Source organism: Bifidobacterium sp. LH_558 (genome assembly GCF_056356295.1).
This window is the reverse complement of sequence record NZ_JBKETZ010000006.1, coordinates 140,609-159,895: the sequence shown is the minus strand read 5'-3', so window position 1 is coordinate 159,895 and position 19,287 is coordinate 140,609. Positions and strand designations below refer to the sequence as shown.

Sequence of the window (19,287 nt, the reverse complement as noted above, 5' to 3'; positions counted from 1 at the left end):
GGGAACACCCTGATTGTTCCCTGAACCTTGGGGAAAAGCCCCGATTCCGCCCCGCAAAGCGGCACAATGGAACCATGACCCGACCTGCGAATCCTCCCGCGCCCGCGCACGCCCCATACGCCCCCACGGCGATGATTCCGGCCAAGCTGCCACTGATGCGCCCCAAGCAAGGCCGCTGGCTGACCGGCGTGTGCAAGGGCATCGCCCTGCATCTGGGCGTTTCGGTGGTGTGGGTGCGTCTGGTGTTCCTCGCCGCCGCCTGCCTGTGGGGCACCGGATTAGTCGCCTATCTGTTCCTGTGGATATTCACCCCGGCGGGCGATCCGGTCGAGGCCGCACGCCACCAAGCGCGCGACGCCGCGACGGGCGCGCCGCTTTCCCGCGGCAACGCGACGTTCCCCACGGCATCCACGGCCGCTTCCTCCGGCATCGATTTCGACGCCGTCGCCGTTGATGCCGCCGATGATGCCGAAGACCGCGACTCACTTCTGGCCGACGCCGGCTCGCAGGAGACCGTGGTCGACGCGTTGCGCCGCGCGCCCAAACCCGCTTTGGTGGCCACAGCCGGACTCGCGTTGCTGATGCTGGCGGCGGCGATGACGTATTCGCATCATGAGGCGCTGGTGATGCCGCTGGTGTTCGCCATAGCCGGACTCTTGGTGGCATGGGCCCGCTACGACGCCAAGGAGGGGCAAATGCCGACGATGGTCGGCGGCATCGCGCTGATCTTCCTCGCCTATGCGACCTACGTGATCAACGTCATGTATTCCGACCGAGGCTCCACCCCGCTGAGCCTGATCGCCGCCGGGTTGGCGATGCTCGCCGGCGTGGGTTTGGCGCTCGTGCCGTGGGCCAATGCGATGATCCGCTCGCTCTCCGCCGAACGCGCGCTGAAGGAGCGCGAGGAGGAGCGCGCCGATATGACCGCGCATCTGCATGACGGCGTATTGCAGACGCTGGCGCTGATTCAGCTGCATGCCAAGGAACCGGACACGGTGTTCACCCTGGCCCGCGGGCAGGAGCGCGAACTGCGCGAATGGCTGTATCAGACGCGCTCCACCTCGGACCGTTCGGTGAACGCCGGATTGAAGCAAATCGCCGCCGCCATCGAAGACGAGCATGGCAAGCCGATCGATGTGGTCACCGTGGGCGACGCACAGCCCTGCGCGCAAACGGACGCGCTGCTCGACGCGACGCGCCAGGCGCTGGTGAATGCGGTCACGCATGGCGGCGAACCTATTTCCGTCTACTGCGAAGCGAGCGAAACCCTGGTGGAGGTGTTCGTGCGCGACCATGGCGACGGATTCGATATGGACGCGGTGCCCGCGGACCGGCTGGGCATCCGTGAGTCAATCATCGGCCGCATCCGCCGTCGCGGCGGTACAGTGGAGGTGGTGTCGCGGCCCGACTGGGGCACCGAAGTGCGCATGCATATCCCGATCACCGCCGCCCCGACCGCGGCCCAACAGCCCCAACAACCACAACAGCAGGGTGACACCGACACCGCCGCCACCCGAGACGAAGAAGACCGCGCGAAGAACACGCACAAGGGAAAGAACTCCTATGACCATGCCGAATAACACACCGCACGCCACCGCCACCGCCTCGGACACGGACGCAGACGCGAGCGTATCTCAGGCATCCACAGGCGAGCCGATCCGCGTGGCGGTCGTCGACGATCATGAGATGTTCCGTGCGGGCGTGATCGCCACCCTGCGGCCGCATTTCAGCATCGTCGGCCAAGCGGCCGACATGGAGGGCTCGGTGGCGATGATCGCCGACATCAAACCCGATGTGGTGCTGCTGGATGTGCATGTGCCCGGCGGCGAAGGCGGTGGCGGCGCGGAGATTCTCATGAAGTCGCGGCCACTCTCCCCCGCGTCGGTGTTCCTCGCGCTTTCCGTCTCCGATTCCCCGCAGGATGTGGGTTCGGTGATTCGCGCGGGCGCGCGCGGCTATGTGACCAAAACGATCACCGGCGACGATCTGATCTCCTCGATCAAGCAGGTCAACGAGGGGTATGCGGTGTTCTCGCCCAAGCTGGCGGGATTCGTGCTTTCCGCGTTCCAGGGAGCGCCGTTGGCCGAGGATTCGGGCGTGCCCGCGCGCGACGAGGAATTGGATCGGCTTTCGGCGCGCGAGCAGGAGGTGATGCGGCTGATCGCCCGCGGATACACCTACAAGGAGGTGGCGGCCGAACTGTTCATCTCCATCAAAACCGTGGAGACGCACGTCAGTTCGGTGCTGCGCAAACTCCAGTTGTCGAACCGCACCGAACTGACCCGCTGGGCCGCCGACCGCCGCATCGTATAAGAAAGCCCCTCCCGAAGGAGGGGCTTGACGGAAAAACCGCAATCAGGCGGTGCGGAATCCGTTGGGGTTCTTGGTCTGCCAGTTGAGCGACGAGGAGGCCATATCCTCCATGGTCAGCTCGGCCTTCCACTCCAGTTCCTTCTCGGCCTTGGAGGCGTCGGCGTAGCAGGCGTCGATGTCTCCGGGGCGACGGTCTTTGAGCTCGTAGGGAATCGGATGTCCGGCGGCCTGCTCATAGGCCTTGATGACCTCCAGCACGGAGTAGCCGTGGCCGGTGCCGAGGTTGTACACGTGCACGCCCGGCTGGTCGATGTGGTCCACGACGGCCACATGGCCCTTGGCCAGATCGACCACGTGGATGTAGTCGCGCACGCCGGTGCCGTCCGGAGTGTTGTAGTCGGTGCCGTACACCTGCACGGCGGCGAGCTCACCCACCGCCACCTTGGCCACATACGGCGTGAGGTTCGCGGGGATGCCCTTGGGATCCTCGCCCAGCAGACCGGATTCGTGCGCGCCCACCGGGTTGAAGTAGCGCAGCAGCACCACGGTCCACTCCGGGTCGGAGACGACCACGTCGCGCAGAATCTGCTCCTGGAACAGCTTGGAGGTACCGTAGGGGTTCGTGGTGCCGCCGGTGGGGGTGGTCTCCAGAATCGGCAGTTCCTTCGGATCGCCGTACACGGTGGCGGAGGACGAGAAGATGAGCTTCTTCACGTTATGCGCGCGCATCACCTTAAGCAGCACCAGCGTCGAGTACAGGTTGTTGTCGTAGTATTCGATCGGCTTGGCCACGGACTCGCCCACGGCCTTCAGGCCGGCGAAGTGGATCACCCAGTCGATCGGGTTCTCGTCGAAGATGCGGTTCATGAGCGCTTCGTCGCGCACGTCGCCGTCGTAGCGCTTCACCGTTTTGCCGGTGATCTCCTCGACGCGGCGCAGCGCCTCGGGCGAGGAGTTGCCGTAGTTGTCGACCGACACCACGTCGTAGCCCTTGTTGAGCAGTTCGATGTCGGTATGGGTGGCGATGTAGCCGGCGCCGCCGGTCACCAGAATTGTGGTCATAGTATTCTCCTTTTCCAGTCTGTATTATCCTCTTCTTCACCGCGGAAGTGAAGCGCGAACCGTAACGGTCGGGTGAACAGTCGGCGACGACGCCCACCAACCGTTACGGTTCGCTTGGTTTCGCACGGGTACGTGTGGTTGCTTGAGGCACGGCGCGCCGCGCGTCACGGCCGTGCCTTGCGCCCGCTATACGGCGCGCAGGCCGAGCGAGGAGAGGAAGTCGAAGGTGAGTTCGGGGGTTTTGAACACGGCCGTGTTGCGCAGGATGCGGTGGCATACGCTGCCGAGTTCGTCTTGGATGGCGGCGCGGATGGTTTCGCGGTCGCGCGATCCGGCAAGCTGCTCGACCAGTTCGTCCCATTCCAAGGTGAATTCGCTTTCCGCTTCGGGCAGTCCTTCGCCCGCCACCAGCGCGTCCTCGATATGACCCAACTGCTCGACCAGACGTCCGGGCAGGATGAACAGGCCCTGCGCCTCGATCAGGCCGATTGGTTCCTGCTTGACCGGGTAGAACTCCGGATGCGCGTGGAAGATGCCGTCGGGGTATTCCTCGCTCACGCCGTTGTTGCGGAAGATCAGGCTCATCTCGTAGCCGCGTTCGGTGACGATCGCGCTGGGCGAAAGCGCCGAACGCCTGCCGTCCTCGCCTTCGCACACGATGTCGAGCTCGGGATTCGAATAGTTCACCCATCCCTCGCGGATCAGATCGCATACGTCGATCAGGCTCTGACGCGATTTGGAGACGACGCGCACCGCGGTGCCGGGCCAGTCGAGCATCTCCACCGCCACGTCGGGAAACGCCTCCAAGCGCAGTTCACGCAACGCGGGCGCGGTGTGCATCGGCAGCAGTTCGCCGCCACCTTGGAAGTGGTCGTGGGCGAGCACGGATCCGCCGATGCGCGGCAGGGCCGCGTTGCATCCGAGGAAGTATCCGGGGAACCGGTCCACGAAGTCGAGCAGCATGCCGAAGGTGTCGCGGTCGACGTGCATGGGCGTATGCGTGGTGTTCACGCAGATGCCGTGCTGGTCGAAGTATCCGTAGGGCGAGAACTGCCAGAACCACGATTCCTCGCCGAGGTCGACCGGCAGCGTGCGCAGCGTGCGCTTGTTGCGTCCGGCGAAGCCTTCGTTCTCATGGCAGATGGTGCACTGCGGATAGCCTCCGGCCACGGCGTTGCCCGCCGCCGCCTTCTTCATATCCTTGAATTCGGGTTTGGCGAGGTTGATGGTCACGACCAGGCCGTGCGAGTCGAACCGCGGGTTGGCGTCGAGCTGCGCGCGCTTGACGTAGGTGTTGGCCACGCAGTAGTCGTACAGCCAGCGCATGGCGGCCATGCCTCCCCAGTCGCGTTCCACTTCGAGGAAGCGGTTCTGCAAGACGGAGGGGTTCGCGGAGAGGATGCCCATCACGATGTCGGCGATCACAGGCCCTTCCTCGGCCTCGAACAGGCCGGCCTCGACCGCGGCCGCGCGGAATTCGCCCAGCAGCTCGTCCGCGGAACGCCCGCTGGCTACCGCACCGGTCGGCGCGTATGAGTTGAGGTCGAAGAGTTCGAAGATGCGGTTGCGCGTCAGATCGGCGTCGCGCCGATCCAACGCAAGACGGTCGCAGGCGTAGTCCACCAGCGCGTCAACGCCGGCGTACACCTGCTCCAATTCGCCTTGCCCGGCCATGTCAGTGGGTCCCGTTCATGATCTCATCGACGATGGCGCGGGTCTCGTCCACCTTCTGCTCCATCTCCTGCACAAGCTTGATCTGCGTGCGGGCGCGGACCAGATTGTGTTCGGGGTACTTGGTGGCGAAGTAGGTGTCGCCCGCGAGATAGTCGGCCAGGAAGCGCATGCCGCATTCCATGGTCATCATCTTGCCGCCCATCGGCAGCAGTTCGGCCTCGCGCGCGGTGATGCTGTCGCGCAGCTCGCCCACGAACCCTTCCGCGTACGCGCGGAACAGTTCGGTGCTGAAATGCACCTTGTCGAGGTCCTTCTCGTCCTCAAGCGCCGTGGAGGCGCCGAAGCGGATGGAGTCGCCGAAGTCGAACAGCATGGAGCCGGGCATCACGGTGTCGAGGTCGATGATGGCGCGCGCCTGATGCGTGTCCGCGTCCATCAGGATGTTGTTGAGCTTGGTGTCGTTATGCGTCACACGCAGCGGAATCGAACCGTCGGCCAGACCATCCATAATCACCGAGTATTCGCTGGCATGGTTCATGAAGAAGTCGATTTCGGCGCGGCAGCCGTCGGCGCGGCCCTTCGCGTCCGCCTCCACCGCGGCTTGGAAGTCCCTGAAGCGGCTCGGCGTGTTGTGGAAGTTGGCGATGGTTTCGGTCAGCTGGGAAGCGTCGAAGCGCGCCAGCTGGTTCTGGAAGCGGCCGAACGCCGCGCCGGCGTCGCGGAACACGCCCGCGTCGGGCACGAGGTTGTACGAGATGGTGTTCTCGATGAACGCGAACACACGGTACGGGCCGTCCGGGGCCTCATAGTAGGTGGCGCCGCCTGTGGTGCGGATGATGTCCAACGTCTCCTGGCCCTGCGAGCGCAGGAAGCCGGTGACGAGTTCGATATTGCGCATCAGCTGCGCCGTGTCGGGGAAGATGTCGGTGTTCATCTTCTGCAGAATGTACCGGCGGTCGCTGGTGGTGACGAGATAGGTGGTGTTGATGTGGCCGTCGCCGTAGGGGGCGATGCTTTCGATGGTTCCTTCGAGGGGGAAGCGCTCGACGATCGCGTCGAGCTGGGCGTCATGCTGGGCCATGGGACTCTTCTTTCTTCGGGCCTTACGGGCGGGCGATGAGCTGCTCGCCCGTAAGGCGATGTTGCCTCCTCCCGTAAGGCGTTAAGGGGTGGACCGACGGGCCGCGCTCGGAGGAGAGAAAAAACGCGGCCCTGGTCCCGCTGTCACACCTCGCGCCAGGCGATGGCGCTGGAGGCGAGTTCGAAGCGTTCCGACGTGCCGTCGCCGAGGCGCACCTCGGTGGTCTGCGGCTGGTCGGTGTTGTTGATCACGCAGTAGACATGCGACTGGGGGAAGTACGCGACCTCGCATTCGGGGTTGGTCGAGCTCCACGCGTCGTATTTGTCTTCGTTGTGGCTGGCGTAGAAGAGGATGCGTTCCAGCAGGCGGGCGTTGGCCGCGGAATACGGCAGGCCGGACAGGTAGACGCCGCGTCCCTCGCCGTATTCGTTGACCGCGAGCTGCACCTGGCCGTGGTCGGCGCGGATCAGCGTCACATCCTCGTTGATCGGGTAGGTGTTGGCGATGGGCTCGCCGAAGTCGATGCCGCCCACGACGCCGCCCTGGCCACCGCCGCAGCCGGACAGCGGAATCGCGCGGGCCGCGTTGGCCGCCTCGATCACGCCGGCCTCGACCGCGACGTCTTCGGTGATGAAGTGGCTTTCCGCAACCGGCGGGAAGTACTTGTCGACGGAAAGCGTCTGGAAGCGTTCCTCGTCCACGCCGAACACGTCGGCCAGCTGGAAGAATCGGCCCGCCTGGAATCGCGCCAGAGAGCTCGGCTCGCCCACGCCCACCAACGCGCCGCCGCCGCGCACCCAGGCGCGCAGGGTTTCGACCAGCTTCGGGTCGGCCCACGCGTCGCCGCCGGAATAGGCGGTGTCGACCGGACCACCGGTGATGATCACGTCGATGTCGCCGTCCACGCCGCCCGAAACCACGTCGTCGAAGCTGATGAAGCGCACGTTGACGCGCATGCCGGAGAGGGCTTCGAGGATGCCGTAGTAGGAGTAGGTCTGCTTGTTGGGCAGCGCGTGCGCCACGGTGTAGGCCATCCAGGAGCGCATCTTGCCCCAGCTGTTGAGGATCGCCACGTTGAGTTCGCCTTCGGCGGCCACTCCCCCGGTGCGCTCGTGCAGGTCGCGGAATTCATCGGCGATGTGGGTCACGGTGTCGACGAACTTGGGGAATTTGGCGGCCAGGCTCAGGTAGCCGCCGTATCCCATGCGGGAGATGGGGCTGCGCATGATGGCGCGGCGGGCCTTGCGCCAGTTGTCGAGGCCTTCGATGCTCGGGTCGTTGCCCTCATAGAAGGTGTCGGGGAAGAAGTACGGCAGGAAGCGGCCCTCGGTGTATTTGACGCCGGGAATGTCCGCGATCATGCGGGTGGTGGTGCCGTCGCCGATGGAGCCGACCACCGCGTCGAGACCGAGCTCGTCGAAGCCCTCCTTGTAGGGTTCGGTGCCGATCCACTGGTCGCCGAGGAACATCATGGCCTCTTTGCCGGCGGCGTGGGTCATGTCGACGAGTTCCTTGACGTTGCGGCGCACGAAGCCGGAGAGGAAGTCGATCCAGTCGCGCTGGGCCTTGCGGGGCACGCGCCAGGCGGAGTTGTAGGCGCCGCCGTCCACGAAGTCCTCGGGGCGCTGGCGGTAGCCGTATTCGGCCTCGAAGTCGTCAAGCGCCTTCGGGCTCACGGTGCAGGAGCAGCCGAACCAGTCGACGATCTTCTCGCGGTGCTTCTCGTCGAAAAGCAGCGTGAACTGGTAGAAGAAGGTGGTGAAGCGCACCACGTCGACCTGCGGGTTGTCCTTCAGCCATTCGCGGAAGGTGTCGAACACGAAGCCGCGGGTGGCGTCGTGGTAGATGTCGAACGGGATCTCGTGTTCCTTGTCGCCCCAGTCGTTGGTCAGATGGTTGTACATCTCGACCGGGTCCCAGATGATGTAGGCGAGGAAGGTGACCGTGTACTCGTGCATCGGCACGGCGTTCACGATATGCACCGTGTCGGATTCGGGGTCGAGCGTCCAATCGGAGACGTCCACGATCTGGCCGGTGGTGCGGTCCACGACCTCCCAGTACTTGTGCGGGTCGGCGTCGCGGTTGGGCGCGAGCTGCTCCTCGTAGAAGTTGTCCATCAACGGCACGTCCACAGCGGAGTCTTCCGCCAGCACGCGGCCGGTGAGCAGGAACACCTGCGGGGTCTCGTCCATATGCAGGGTGATCCACTCGTTGTGCGCGCGGGTCGGGAAGTAGGCGGAATACACCTTCTTGCCGAGGGCCAGCACCGCCTCGTCCAGATGGGTGCCGTCGGAGTTGCGGATGGCGTCGGCGCCCCACAGTTCGGCGAGTTCCTTGGTTTTCTCGGCGAAGTTCTCTTCGCTGGGAAGGGTGAAACGACCAGTAGTGGTCATGGTTGTGTCTCCTTGAGAGGTGGGAGGGGAATAGGTTGCCATGCCGGGCGGCGCGTCGGCCTCCCTGACTGCACAAGACGCCGATGCGACGCCCGACATGGCAAGTGGGTTGTCAGCCCTTGACCGCTCCGGCGGCCAGGCCGGCCTGCCAGTAGCGCTGCAGGCCGAGGAAGAGCACGATCACGGGGAGCACGCCGAGCAGCGCGCCCATCATCAACGCACCTCGGTCGTTGAACGTGGCCAGGGAGACCATGCCGTACAGGCCGAGCGTGACCGGCTTGAGCGAATCGGACGAGAGCATCATCAACGGCAGCAGGAAGTTGTTCCAGGTGGCCACGAACAGGAAGAGGAAGATCGTCACCATGGCGGGGGCGAGGATTCTCAACACGATGGTGAAGAAGATGCGGGCCTCGCCGGCACCGTCGATGCGGGCGGCCTCCAGCAGTTCGTTCGGCACGGAGCTCTGCGCGTACACGCGGCCCAGGAAGAATCCGAAGGGCGAGACCGAGCAGGGGATGATCACCGCGAGCATGGTGTTGGTCAGGTGCACCGCGTGGAAGATCGAGTACTGCGGGATGGTCAGCAGGGCGGCGGGCATGAGCATGCAGCCCATGATCAGGCCGATGGCGGCGTTCTTGCCGCGGAAGTTGAACTTCGCGGTGGCGTAGCCGGCCATCACCGACACGATGGTGCCGATGGCGGCGGAGACGCCCGAGTAGATCAGCGAGTTGAGCACCCAGCGCCAGAACTGGCCACGGGTCCATCCCAGCAGTTTGGAATAGTTGGTGGCGATGGCGTCGGGCAGCTGGTCGAGGCCCACGGCGAACCACAGGCCGTTGCTGCCGGTCATCTGCGAGGGGTTCTTCGTCGAGGCGACGATCGCCCAGTAGATCGGGAAGAGGAAGTAGATCAGCGCCGCGACGAGCACCACGATGGTGATGACTTTGACGGCCGGCGAGGGGCGCATCGAGCGGGGCAGGTCGTTGGCGGCCTTCGCCTGAAGCTTTTCGGCCTTCTTGCGGGCGCGGGCGTTTGCGGTCGTGGCGCTCATTCCGCGTTCACCTTCCTTTCGATAAGGGCGTAGGCCATGGCGAGCACGCCTGCGATCAGCGCCATCACGATGGCGATGGCCGAGGCCGGTCCGTCACCGCCGGGGGTGAGGGTGCCTTGCGAGGTGTTCATGGCCATCATCATCGGCGTGAACGATTTGGAGATGCCGGGGTCGGCGGTCTGCATGATCTGCGGCTCGTTGAAGAGCTGGATGGTGCCGACGATGGAGAGCAGCATGGCGAGCAGGGCGGCGGAGCGCACATTCGGCAGCTTGATCTTCATCGCGATCTGGAAGCCGTTCGCGCCGTCGATGCGCGCCGCCTCGTACAGATCGTGCGGGATGGCCTGCAGCGCGGCCAGGAAGATCAGCATGTTGTAGCCGGTGAAGGTCCAGGTGGTGATGTTGGCCATCGAGGCGAGCACGATGTTGTCGGCGAAGAAGTCGACGTTGACGCCGAGGGCGGCAAGGCCTTTGACGATCGGGGAGATCTGGCCGTTGTAGAGGTAGACCCAGATGATCGAGGCGACGACGCCGGGGATCGCGTAGGGCAGGAAGTAGCCCAGACGGAAGCCGGTGACGTGCTTGACGATGAAGGAGTCGATGAGCATGGCCAGCGCGAGGGCGGCGATGATCATGATGGGCACCTGGAACAGCGTGTAGATGAGCACGCGGCCGACGCCGCTCCAGAAGTTGGATGAGGTGATGACGTATTGGAAGTTCTCAAGGCCGACGAACTGGTTGACGAGTTCGCCGCCGCCGTACGCGCCGCCGGTGGACACCTGGCGGAAGAAGCTGGAATAGATGGCCCAGATGATGGGGAGGATGAATACGAGAGCGAACAGAATGCCGAAAGGTGCCATAAACGCCCAGCCGGTGCGGTTCTCGCGCTTGGCGGCGTTCGACCGCTTCGGCTTGGCTGCGCTGCGTGCGCCCGAGGCCTTCGCGGATTGTGTGGTTGCAGTCATTGCAAATACCCTGTCTTTCAAGGAAATGAGGACGACATTGGCCTGGACAAACAAAAGGCCGGAGGGTTTGAAGCTCCGGCCTTTCGGTTGTGAGGTGTGGGACGGATCACGCTCGTCGGGAAAGGCCCCGACGGCTCACCGATCCGTTACTCAGCTACGGACAGATTGAGGTTCTTGAGCGTTTCGATGGAGGTGGTCTGAGCCACGGAGAAGACATCCGCGACCTTGCCGGAACCATCCACCGCCTTGGCGGCGGTTTCCTTCATCGCGGCGCCCACTGCCGAGTAGCCGGGCATGTAGGTGAACTCACCCATGTTCTCGTTGGCGGTGGCGAGCTCAGCCATCACGTCCTGTCCGCCGTAGAACTTGGACCAGGTGTCCGGAGTCTTGGCGGCTTCGGTGCTGGCGGCCACGACCAGGCCCTGGGAGACCAGATCGGCGACCTGGGTGTTGAACCAGTCGAGGAACTCCATGGCTTCGGCCGGATGCTCGGAGCCCTTCATCACAGCCACGCCGGAGCCACCGTCGGGGCCGGACTTGCCGTCGTTCTCGAACCAGTCGCCGAGCTGGGCGACGCGCCACTGGCCTTCCTGGGCCTCACCGATGGAGTCCATGAGCAGCGGGGCTTCCCAGCCGGCGCCGATGGTGCCGATCAGGGAGCCGTCCTGCAGGGAGGCGTCGAAGGAGGGATCCCAGCGCGGGCTGGTGGCCACGGCGCTGCTGTCGATCAGCTCCTGGAACACGGAGGCGACGGCGTCGGAGCCGGCGGTTTCGGTGTTGACGACCCAGGCGTCGTTCTCAACGGTGTACCACGCCTCGGAGGCGCCGGCCAGACCGGAGAGCATGTTGCCGGCCTCGTCGGCCTGGTAGGACAGGATGTACTTGCCCTGCTCGGCGGCCTTCTTGGCGGACTCGATAAGCTCCTCCTGCGTGGTGGGCACGGTCAGGCCGAGCTCCTCGAACGCGGTGGCGTTGTAGTAGTAGACCAGCGGGCCGGTGTCCTGCGGCAGGCCGTAGGTCTTGCCGCCGACCTGCATCAGCTTGAAGGCGCCCTCGGCGAAGTCGTCCGCATACTTGGCGGCCTCTTCGGTGACGTCCTCCAGCATGCCCTTGGTGAAGACCTCGGGCAGCTCGGCGTAGCCGATCTGGGCCAGGTCGGGAGCCTCGCCGGACTTGACGTCGGTCTCGAGCTTCTTGATCATATCGGAGGCGTTGCCGTCGAACTTGGTGGCGGTGACCTGGATGTCCGGGTGCTCGTCGTTCCACTTCTTGACGATGTCGTTCACCAGCGTCATGCCGTCGTTATCGGGCAGACGGTGCATGTAGGTGATCTCGACGGGTTCGCCCGAGGTCGAGCCGCCGTCGCTGGCGGTGTCGCCACCCGCGCTGCCGCAGCCGGACAGGGCGATACCCATAGCGGCGACGGAGGCCAGAGCGGCTATAAAGCGTTTGTTGTGCGAAACCATATCTCTACTCCTTGTGAATGATTCACCATCACTCCTCTGTGATAGCTGAGTATCACTATACGGTGGTCGAGAATAAATGTCAACTTAGCTAACAATAACCGCATGTCTTGCGAAAAACGGCGCAAAATAAGCCCTACATTACGGCTAATTGCAACGTTTTACGATTTTGTTAACGCTCCTTTGCTCGCAACTTATAGCGCACTTCCCCAGCACGGCTCCCAAACGCGGTTTCCAAGCGCAGTTCCACAGCGCAGTTCCCTAGCGCACTCCCCTAACGCAGTTCCTGACGCAATCGTTCAGCGTCGGCGAAACACACCGCGCGCAAGCCCGCCTTCCCGGCCGCTTCGGCATTGCGCCGCTCCCCCTCCACGAACAACGCGCAGGCGGGATCGACGCCGAACCGCTCGACGGCACGGCGGAAAATCCTCGGATTCGGCTTGACCATCCCCTCCTCGGACGAAACCACCACATCCTCAAGCAAACCCAGTTCGGAAAACCGCTCACGGGCGCTGTCGACATGGCGTCTGGTGGCGTTCGCCAGCCCCCACATGCGGATCCCCATCGCGTCTAGATCACGCAACAGCTCCCCCATGCCGGACATCATGCCGGCGAGCGCCATCTCCTGACGCTCGAAGAACACGCGCAGCACCCACGCCACCGCAGGCCCGTGCTGCGTCTCGTAATCGGCGAGGACTTGCGCCTCGCTCCACCCCAGATTGGAGCGGCGCGCGTAATACTCAAATCCGAACCGATCGGCGGGATCGAGCACCATGTCGATCACGCCTGGCGGATATTGGCCTTCCAACGCAAGCCGCGGCTGATAGTCGATCAAAACGCCGTCGAAATCGAAGATGACATCGGTTATCGCTTTCCCCATATCCGCTTACCTTAGCAACTTGCCTCGCCTGCCACGTCACACCATGTCACACCATAAAGCGGGACCAAATCCCCGATATGGAAAAAGGGCTTTGGGAAAACCCAAAACCCTTTGTTGGCGGACAGAGCGAGATTCGAACTCGCGGAGGGTTGCCCCTCAACGGTTTTCAAGACCGTCTCTTTAGACCGCTCAGACATCTGTCCTCGAGTCACATATGCTAATCGCACCCCTCGATTAGCGGGAGTCCTGACAACGATTTAGCCACCGACGCTCTTTCGTCCAAGCAAAACGGCGCAATGGCGCTGCTGGAATATGGCGGGTGGCTAAATCGTTGTTTTCGACCGGCCTGATCAGGCCTCCCACGCGGTGGGTTCGATCACTTCCTTGCCGCCCATGTACGGACGCATGGCCTTGGGGATCACGATGGAGCCGTCGGCCTGCTGGTGGTTCTCGAGGATCGCGACCAGCCAGCGGGTGGTGGCCAGCGTGCCGTTGAGCGTGGAGACCGGACGGGTGCCGCCCTCGACGCGCTCGCGGATGTTCAGACGACGGGCCTGGTATTCGGTGCAGTTCGAGGTGGAGGTCAGCTCGCGGTACTTGCCCTGGGTGGGCACCCACGCCTCGCAGTCGAACTTGCGGGCGGCGGAGGATCCCAGATCGCCGGCGGCGGTGTCGATCACACGGTAGGGCAGCTCGACCTTGCCGAGCATCTCCTCTTCCATGGCGAGCAGATGCTTGTGCTCCTCGCGGGCGCTCTCCTGCGGGGCGTAGACGAACATCTCCACCTTGTCGAACTGGTGCACGCGGATGATGCCGGAGGTGTCCTTACCGGCGGCACCGGCCTCGCGGCGGTAGCAGGAGGACCAGCCGCAGTAGCGCAGCGGACCGCCCGACAGGTCGAGGATCTCGTCCTCATGCATGCCGGCGAGCGCCACTTCGGAGGTGCCGACGAGGTACTGGTCGTCGGGCTCGCGCAGGCGGTAGATCTCGTCGGCGTGGGAGTTGAGGAAGCCGGTGCCGCGCATGACTTCGGGGCGCACCAGCGTGGGGGTGATGGCGAGCGTGAAGCCGTTCGCCTCGGCCTGGTCGACGGCCATGGTGAGCATCGCGATCTGCATGCGGGCCACGGCGCCGCGCAGGAAGTAGAAGCGGGAGCCGCCGACCTTCGCGCCGCGGCGCGTGTCGATGCCGGCCACGCCGGTGCCCAGGGTCATATGGTCCTTCGGCTCGAAGCCCTCGGCCGCGAAGTCGCGGATCTGGCCGACCTTCTTGACGACGACGTAATCGTCCTCGCCGCCGGCGGGGGCCTCGTCCTCGACGATGTTGGACAGCTTCCACATCGCGGTGGTGTACGCCTCGGAGGCGGCGTCGGCGGAGGCCTTGAACTCGGCCACCTTGTTGGACAGTTCCTTGGTCTGCGCGATCAGCGCGGCCTTCTCGTCGGCCGGAGCGGCGGCGACCTTCTTGCCGATTTCCTTCTGCTGGGCGCGGGCGGCTTCGAATTCCTTGAGGGCCGTGCGGCGGGTCTCGTCGGAGGAGAGCACCTCGTCCACCAGTTCCACGGATTCGCCGCGCTTGCGCTGCGATTCCTTGACGATGTCGGCGTGTTCGCGAATGAATTGAATATCAAGCATGAGCCATAAGCCTAGTCCCGCAAGCCGACACTCCGGCCATGTTGTCCGTTATCCGCGACGCGGGCGACGTGCAGCGCCAGATAGGCGATCTCGTCCTCGGTGATGTCCGCGTCGAAACGCAGTTCCAGCACCGTCGCGATATACGAGGCGCACCGCACCGCCTCCGTATAGGATTCGCGGATCGCGCCGACGATCGATTCGGGTTCGTCGACGAGCTGCCGATGTTGGTTGATGCGCACGAACAGGTACCGCAGATGCGTGATGAATCGTCCCACATTCACCGACGAGCGGTCCAGCTCCACCTCGTACGTCTCTTCGATGATGGTGATGATCTGTTGGATCACGCCGGTCATCTGATAGGTGTAGGTCAGGTCTCCCGTGGAGAAGCCGGCGTTCACCAGATGCAGGGCCAGGGCGATAGCCTCCCCTTCCGGCAAAGCAACGTCCAGCCTCCGGTTCAGCGCCCGCATCAGCAGGCATCCCTGCTCGTATTCCTTCGGGTAGAGATTGGACACCTCGCCCACCAGCGGATAGTCGACCTCGATGCCGCGGGCGAGCCGCACCAGCGCGTTGTCCACATGGTCGGCGACCGCCATCACCAACGTGGCGCTGCCCTGCATGTCGTCGCTCAGCCCGGCTTCCCCCATCGCCTCGCAGACCGCGCGGATCGTCTCCGACTGGATATCAGACAGCAGTTGCGCCATATGGTCGGGGTCGCGTCCGTCGGCCGGCACGAAGGTGCGCACCACTTTGCTCTCGTCGACGCGCATGCCGGGTTTGGCTTGGAATCCGATGCCACGCCCGGTGAGGATCACTTCGGAGCCATGATCCAACGCCAACACCACATTGTTGTTGAACACGCGCAGGATTTTCATGGGGCTCCTTTCGTCGGCCGCACTCTAACGCCTTACGTCGATCACCGGATCGCCGGCCCGCACGTCGATGCCGACGCGGGGTGAGACGGCGGTGAATTTCGAACTGTTGATTACCGTCATCATAACGGTGGCGGCATGACCGGCCGCGCGGATTCGTTCGAAATCGACCTCGACCAGCAGGTCGCCGGCGTGGACGCGCTGTTTTTTGGCCGCGGCCACGGCGAATCCCTCCCCGCCCATCCGCACGGTGTCGAGGCCGACATGCACCAGCGCTTCGACGCCGTCGTCCGTTTTGATGCCGAACACATGACCGGTTCTGGCCACGGTGGTGAGCACGCCGCTTACCGGCGCCACCACGCGCGAATCGGTGGGTTCCACCCCCACGCCTTCGCCGAGGGCCCGGGAGGCGAACACCTTGTCGCCGGCGTCGTCAAGGGCGATCACATGGCCCGCGATCGGTGCGAGCACGGCGCGGGTCACAGATGATTCCGCGGCGACGGCAGACACGTCTGCAACAAGCGGGTCCACAACAGTCGCAGGCGGTTCCGAGACACCCGAAGGCGGGTCCGCTACGGAGTCGGCATAAGACATCGCCGAGTGTTCCGCCGAAGATTCCCCCTGCGATGGCCGCGTTCTCTCCCCGACCGCTTCCGGTTCGCGGTAGTCGAATATGACGATCAGCACCATGGGCAGGACGAACGCCACCGCGATGGACACGCCGTATACCCACATGCGCTGGAAGGCCGGAATGGTCAGCAATGAAGTGAAGGCGAACGCGGTGGTGGTGACCCCATGCACGGATCCGCCTGAGACGGCGGAGGGGAACAGCCATCCCAGCACGGCAATGGTGACGCCGCCCACGGCGCAGCCGGCCAGCATACGCGAATAGATGCGCTTATAGCGCAGATGAATGCCGTACAGGCTTGGTTCGGACACGCCGCCGAACAGTCCGGCGGCCAACGCGCTCACGCAGGTCTGGCGCATCTGCACGTCATGTTCGCGCAACGCGAGCACCAGAACGCCGGCGGTGGTGCCGAAACAGGCGAAATTCCACACGCCCATCGGCCCTTGGATGAAGTCGTAGCCCAGCGATTGGATGTTCATCAATATCAGAGCGTTCAGGGGCCAATGCAGGCCGAGCGGCACCAGGAACGGGTAGAGCAGCGGCACCACCAGCGCGAAGACAAACGGCGCATGGGCGTTCAGCCAGGCGAACGCCACGCCCAGGCCGTTGCCGACCCATACGCCCAATGGTCCGATCACGAACGCGGTCAGCGCACCCACGACGATCAGCGAGAGAAACGGCACGAACACCAGCCGCATCTCCGGCGGCACCACGCGCCGCAAGCCGCGGTAGACCAGTCCCAGCACGGCGGCCATCATCAGCGGCACGCATACGTTGCCGGAGTAGTCGTTCAACTGCATGGGCAGTCCGAACACGCTTACGGAACAGGATGTGGTGCCCAGCGCCGCGTTGCCCACGCAGGTCACGGCGTCGCCCCAACGCGAGGAGTCGGAGAGCGAGGCGAACTGCGGGGTCATCAGCGCCGCCATAATCGCCCCGCCCACCCATGGGTCCACGGCGAGTTTTTTGGCGGCGTTGTAGGCCACCATAATCGGCATGAAGTAGAAGACGCCCTCCCACAGCGCCTTGACGAACATCAGTCCGGCGGTCGCCTCGTCGCCCGAGACAAGCCCCAGCGAAATCAGCAGGTTGACGATGGCGATGATAATCGAGGCCGCCAGCAGCACGCCCAGAATCGGGCGGAACGAGTCGGCCAGATATTCGAAGAAGGAGTCCAGCCAGGCGATGGAGGCATGCGGCCTGGCCGAGGGGTGGGGCGAGTCGGATGCTTTGGCGCGTCGAGCGGCGCGCGTGGCGTCCGCGATGGCATCGGCGGCGTCGTGGGCGCGTACGCCGCGCATATCCGGCAATGCCAGACAGGCTTCATACAGCGCCTCCACGCCGCCGCCGACCACCACCTGGCAACGGTTGCCGCTTTGGGGAAGGGCGGCCAGCACCGGCCCGATGGACTCAAGCCCGGCCAGGTCGACTTTGCCTCCGTCGTTGAGCTCGAAGCGCAGCCGCATGGCGCAATGCGACAGTCCGCGCACGTTCGCCCCGCCACCTACGGCTGCGATGATGGAGGCCGCGACCTCGCCGTTTGCGGGCATCCGTGCTCCTTCCCCTTCAGGTTGGTTCCATAGTGTCCGACGAACACCACTTACGCAAACCCTAGGCGTGGGATCCGATCGGCCCCAAATCGCCTACACGCCGCGGCCCACCAGCTCCGCCTCGATCTGCTCCAGGGACTTGCCCTTGGTTTCGGGCACGAACTTGAGCACGAACGGGATGGACAGCACTGAGAACACCGCGAAGATGGCGAACGGGCCGCCCACATTGTTGCCGAACGCGGCCAGCAGCATCAGGAAGAACTGGGAGACGATGAAGTTGCCGATCCAGTTGGCCGCCGAACCGATTGAGGTGCCGATGCCGCGCACCGACAGCGGGAAGATCTCGCCGATCATCACCCAAGCCAGCGGGCCCCACGAGACGGCGAAGCCGAGAATATAGACGGCGATCAGCACCATGGTGGGCACGGCGGCGCCGCTTACGTCGCCCAGGAAGTTCAGCAGCGCGAGCGCGACCAGCGAGACGGCCATCACCACGGAACCGAACACCAGCACGGTTTTGCGGTTGAAGCGGTCCATGAACAACGTGGCGACGATGGTGGAGAGGAAGTTGACCACGCCGATGCCGACGGACACCCAGATCGCCTGGTCCTCCGGGAAGCCGAAGCCCTTGATGAACACCTGCGGCAGGAAGTAGATCACCGAGTTGATGCCAACAAGCTGCTGGAACAGCATGATGCCGACGGCCGCGATAATGGCCGGACGCGCGGTGGTGAACAGCTCCTTGACGCCGCCCTGGCGCTGCGCGCGCTCGGATGAGGCGACGCGCTCGATCTCGTCGAGTTCGGCCGTGACCTCGGCGGCGTCCATATCCTTGCGGATCAGCTGCAGCACCTTGAACGCGTTGCGCATATCGCCCTGCTTGACCAGATAGCGCGGCGATTCGGGCAGCAGCAGGCCGCCGAGGAACAGCAGCGCGGACGGGATCAGCGCGGAGGCCAGCATCCAACGCCAGTCGTCCCAGCCCAGCAGATGGCGGTCGAGGAAGCCGAGATTCGACAGGTAGGCCAGCAGAATGCCGAGCGTCACCATCAGCTGGAACAGCGTGGACAGCGAGCCGCGGCGCTCCTTGGGGGCCAGCTCAGCCAGATAGGCCGGGGTGAGCGCGGAGGCGGCGCCGACGGCGAGGCCGAGCAGAATGCGGGCGGCGACCATCCACACGAAGCCCGCCGCGGTGGCGGACAGCGCCGACCCCGCCAGGAACAGCAGGGATGATACGATCAGCAGCTTCTTGCGCCCGTATTTATCGGACAGGCCGCCGATGGTGAGCGCGCCGATCATCGAGCCGATCAGCACCGACGAGGTGATGAATCCGGTCTGCGCGGCGTTGAGCTGGAAGTCGCTTTCGATCAGCGGCGACGCGCCGGAGATGATGCCCGTGTCGAAGCCGAACAGCATGCCGCCAAGCGCGCCGAAGAGGAAGATGAACGTGTTGTTCAATGGGAATCGCACCGCTACTCCTTTGTCTCGTGTGTGTGCCGCCGGGCGCACGCCGCGCCCAAACGTTTGGATTCTCGTCTTCGTCCGTTCCCTGACGCGGGGGCCGCCCGGGGAGATGCCCCCGGACAACAAAAAAGACCTGAGACATGGCTTGCGCCAGGTCTCAGGTCTTGCCTCGTTGTCGAGTAGCAACCCTGCTAATCAAGTAACTAGCGGATAGTGTAAGCGATGCCGGACTTTAGACACGCCGATATGCGGCGGCG

General features: G+C 64.3%; 14 protein-coding genes and 1 tRNA gene. 2 read left to right on the top strand and 13 right to left on the bottom strand.

Translation table 11 applies throughout. From position 1 onward, the window contains the following. The first annotated feature begins 74 nt into the window (after nucleotides 1–74). Both AC1AV0_RS09120 and AC1AV0_RS09115 read left to right on the top strand, forming a co-directional pair. On the top strand, nucleotides 75–1,580 hold the full coding sequence (locus tag AC1AV0_RS09120) for an ATP-binding protein (protein WP_476573240.1): 1,506 nt from the start codon (nucleotides 75–77) through the stop codon (nucleotides 1,578–1,580). Beyond that, nucleotides 1,564–2,313, top strand: a complete 750-nt coding sequence (locus tag AC1AV0_RS09115; protein WP_476573238.1) for a LuxR C-terminal-related transcriptional regulator — start codon at nucleotides 1,564–1,566, stop codon at nucleotides 2,311–2,313. Before AC1AV0_RS09120 ends, AC1AV0_RS09115 begins: the two co-directional genes overlap by 17 nt. Before the next feature lie 42 nt (nucleotides 2,314–2,355). Here the strand turns inward: AC1AV0_RS09115 and galE are convergent, their stop codons facing one another. From galE to AC1AV0_RS09050, 13 genes are all read right to left on the bottom strand, one after another. Next, nucleotides 2,356–3,375 carry a UDP-glucose 4-epimerase GalE gene (gene galE / locus AC1AV0_RS09110; protein ID WP_476573236.1) on the bottom strand — a complete coding sequence of 340 codons (1,020 nt, stop codon included), beginning with the start codon at nucleotides 3,373–3,375 and terminating at the stop codon, nucleotides 2,356–2,358. 186 nt (nucleotides 3,376–3,561) lie between these two features. Continuing rightward, nucleotides 3,562–5,049 carry a UDP-glucose--hexose-1-phosphate uridylyltransferase gene (locus AC1AV0_RS09105; RefSeq protein WP_476573234.1) on the bottom strand — a complete coding sequence of 496 codons (1,488 nt, stop codon included), beginning with the start codon at nucleotides 5,047–5,049 and terminating at the stop codon, nucleotides 3,562–3,564. 1 nt (nucleotide 5,050) lies between these two features. Continuing rightward, complete coding sequence (locus AC1AV0_RS09100) at nucleotides 5,051–6,130, bottom strand: phosphotransferase enzyme family protein (RefSeq protein ID WP_476573232.1); 1,080 nt, start codon at nucleotides 6,128–6,130, stop codon at nucleotides 5,051–5,053. A 143-nt stretch (nucleotides 6,131–6,273) separates the two neighbouring features. After that, nucleotides 6,274–8,523: a 1,3-beta-galactosyl-N-acetylhexosamine phosphorylase gene (gene gnpA, locus AC1AV0_RS09095; RefSeq protein WP_476573230.1), complete on the bottom strand. Its 2,250-nt coding sequence runs from the start codon at nucleotides 8,521–8,523 to the stop codon at nucleotides 6,274–6,276. A gap of 112 nt (nucleotides 8,524–8,635) precedes the next feature. Further along, entirely contained in the window at nucleotides 8,636–9,574 is a 939-nt protein-coding gene (locus AC1AV0_RS09090) for a carbohydrate ABC transporter permease (RefSeq protein WP_476573228.1), read from the bottom strand. Further along, nucleotides 9,571–10,539: a carbohydrate ABC transporter permease gene (locus tag AC1AV0_RS09085; protein ID WP_476573226.1), complete on the bottom strand. Its 969-nt coding sequence runs from the start codon at nucleotides 10,537–10,539 to the stop codon at nucleotides 9,571–9,573. Before AC1AV0_RS09085 ends, AC1AV0_RS09090 begins: the two co-directional genes overlap by 4 nt. A 146-nt stretch (nucleotides 10,540–10,685) precedes the next feature. Next, the gene (locus AC1AV0_RS09080; RefSeq protein ID WP_476573224.1) at nucleotides 10,686–12,005 is read right to left on the bottom strand and encodes an ABC transporter substrate-binding protein; all 1,320 of its coding nucleotides are present in this window, start codon (nucleotides 12,003–12,005) and stop codon (nucleotides 10,686–10,688) included. 271 nt (nucleotides 12,006–12,276) lie between these two features. Continuing rightward, the gene (locus AC1AV0_RS09075) at nucleotides 12,277–12,882 is read right to left on the bottom strand and encodes an HAD family hydrolase (RefSeq protein WP_476573222.1); all 606 of its coding nucleotides are present in this window, start codon (nucleotides 12,880–12,882) and stop codon (nucleotides 12,277–12,279) included. Nucleotides 12,883–12,997: 115 nt separating this feature from the next. After that, a tRNA-Ser gene (locus AC1AV0_RS09070) sits at nucleotides 12,998–13,085 on the bottom strand. Nucleotides 13,086–13,232: 147 nt separating this feature from the next. After that, the gene (gene serS / locus AC1AV0_RS09065; protein ID WP_476573220.1) at nucleotides 13,233–14,516 is read right to left on the bottom strand and encodes a serine--tRNA ligase; all 1,284 of its coding nucleotides are present in this window, start codon (nucleotides 14,514–14,516) and stop codon (nucleotides 13,233–13,235) included. 11 nt (nucleotides 14,517–14,527) lie between these two features. Beyond that, nucleotides 14,528–15,391, bottom strand: a complete 864-nt coding sequence (locus AC1AV0_RS09060) for a PRD domain-containing protein (RefSeq protein WP_476573218.1) — start codon at nucleotides 15,389–15,391, stop codon at nucleotides 14,528–14,530. Between the two features lie 24 nt (nucleotides 15,392–15,415). Next, complete coding sequence (locus AC1AV0_RS09055; protein WP_476573216.1) at nucleotides 15,416–17,566, bottom strand: glucose PTS transporter subunit IIA; 2,151 nt, start codon at nucleotides 17,564–17,566, stop codon at nucleotides 15,416–15,418. A gap of 93 nt (nucleotides 17,567–17,659) precedes the next feature. After that, the gene (locus AC1AV0_RS09050; RefSeq protein WP_476573326.1) at nucleotides 17,660–19,096 is read right to left on the bottom strand and encodes a sugar porter family MFS transporter; all 1,437 of its coding nucleotides are present in this window, start codon (nucleotides 19,094–19,096) and stop codon (nucleotides 17,660–17,662) included. Between the last annotated feature and the right edge of the window lie 191 nt (nucleotides 19,097–19,287).

Coding starts and splice junctions, on each gene's coding strand:
- AC1AV0_RS09120 (WP_476573240.1), top strand. CDS start 75: ATGACCCGACCTGCGAATCCTCCCGCGCCCGCGCACGCCCCATACGCC.
- AC1AV0_RS09115 (WP_476573238.1), top strand. CDS start 1,564: ATGACCATGCCGAATAACACACCGCACGCCACCGCCACCGCCTCGGAC.
- galE (WP_476573236.1), bottom strand. CDS start 3,375: ATGACCACAATTCTGGTGACCGGCGGCGCCGGCTACATCGCCACCCAT.
- AC1AV0_RS09105 (WP_476573234.1), bottom strand. CDS start 5,049: ATGGCCGGGCAAGGCGAATTGGAGCAGGTGTACGCCGGCGTTGACGCG.
- AC1AV0_RS09100 (WP_476573232.1), bottom strand. CDS start 6,130: ATGGCCCAGCATGACGCCCAGCTCGACGCGATCGTCGAGCGCTTCCCC.
- gnpA (WP_476573230.1), bottom strand. CDS start 8,523: ATGACCACTACTGGTCGTTTCACCCTTCCCAGCGAAGAGAACTTCGCC.
- AC1AV0_RS09090 (WP_476573228.1), bottom strand. CDS start 9,574: ATGAGCGCCACGACCGCAAACGCCCGCGCCCGCAAGAAGGCCGAAAAG.
- AC1AV0_RS09085 (WP_476573226.1), bottom strand. CDS start 10,539: ATGACTGCAACCACACAATCCGCGAAGGCCTCGGGCGCACGCAGCGCA.
- AC1AV0_RS09080 (WP_476573224.1), bottom strand. CDS start 12,005: ATGGTTTCGCACAACAAACGCTTTATAGCCGCTCTGGCCTCCGTCGCC.
- AC1AV0_RS09075 (WP_476573222.1), bottom strand. CDS start 12,882: ATGGGGAAAGCGATAACCGATGTCATCTTCGATTTCGACGGCGTTTTG.
- serS (WP_476573220.1), bottom strand. CDS start 14,516: ATGCTTGATATTCAATTCATTCGCGAACACGCCGACATCGTCAAGGAA.
- AC1AV0_RS09060 (WP_476573218.1), bottom strand. CDS start 15,391: ATGAAAATCCTGCGCGTGTTCAACAACAATGTGGTGTTGGCGTTGGAT.
- AC1AV0_RS09055 (WP_476573216.1), bottom strand. CDS start 17,566: ATGCCCGCAAACGGCGAGGTCGCGGCCTCCATCATCGCAGCCGTAGGT.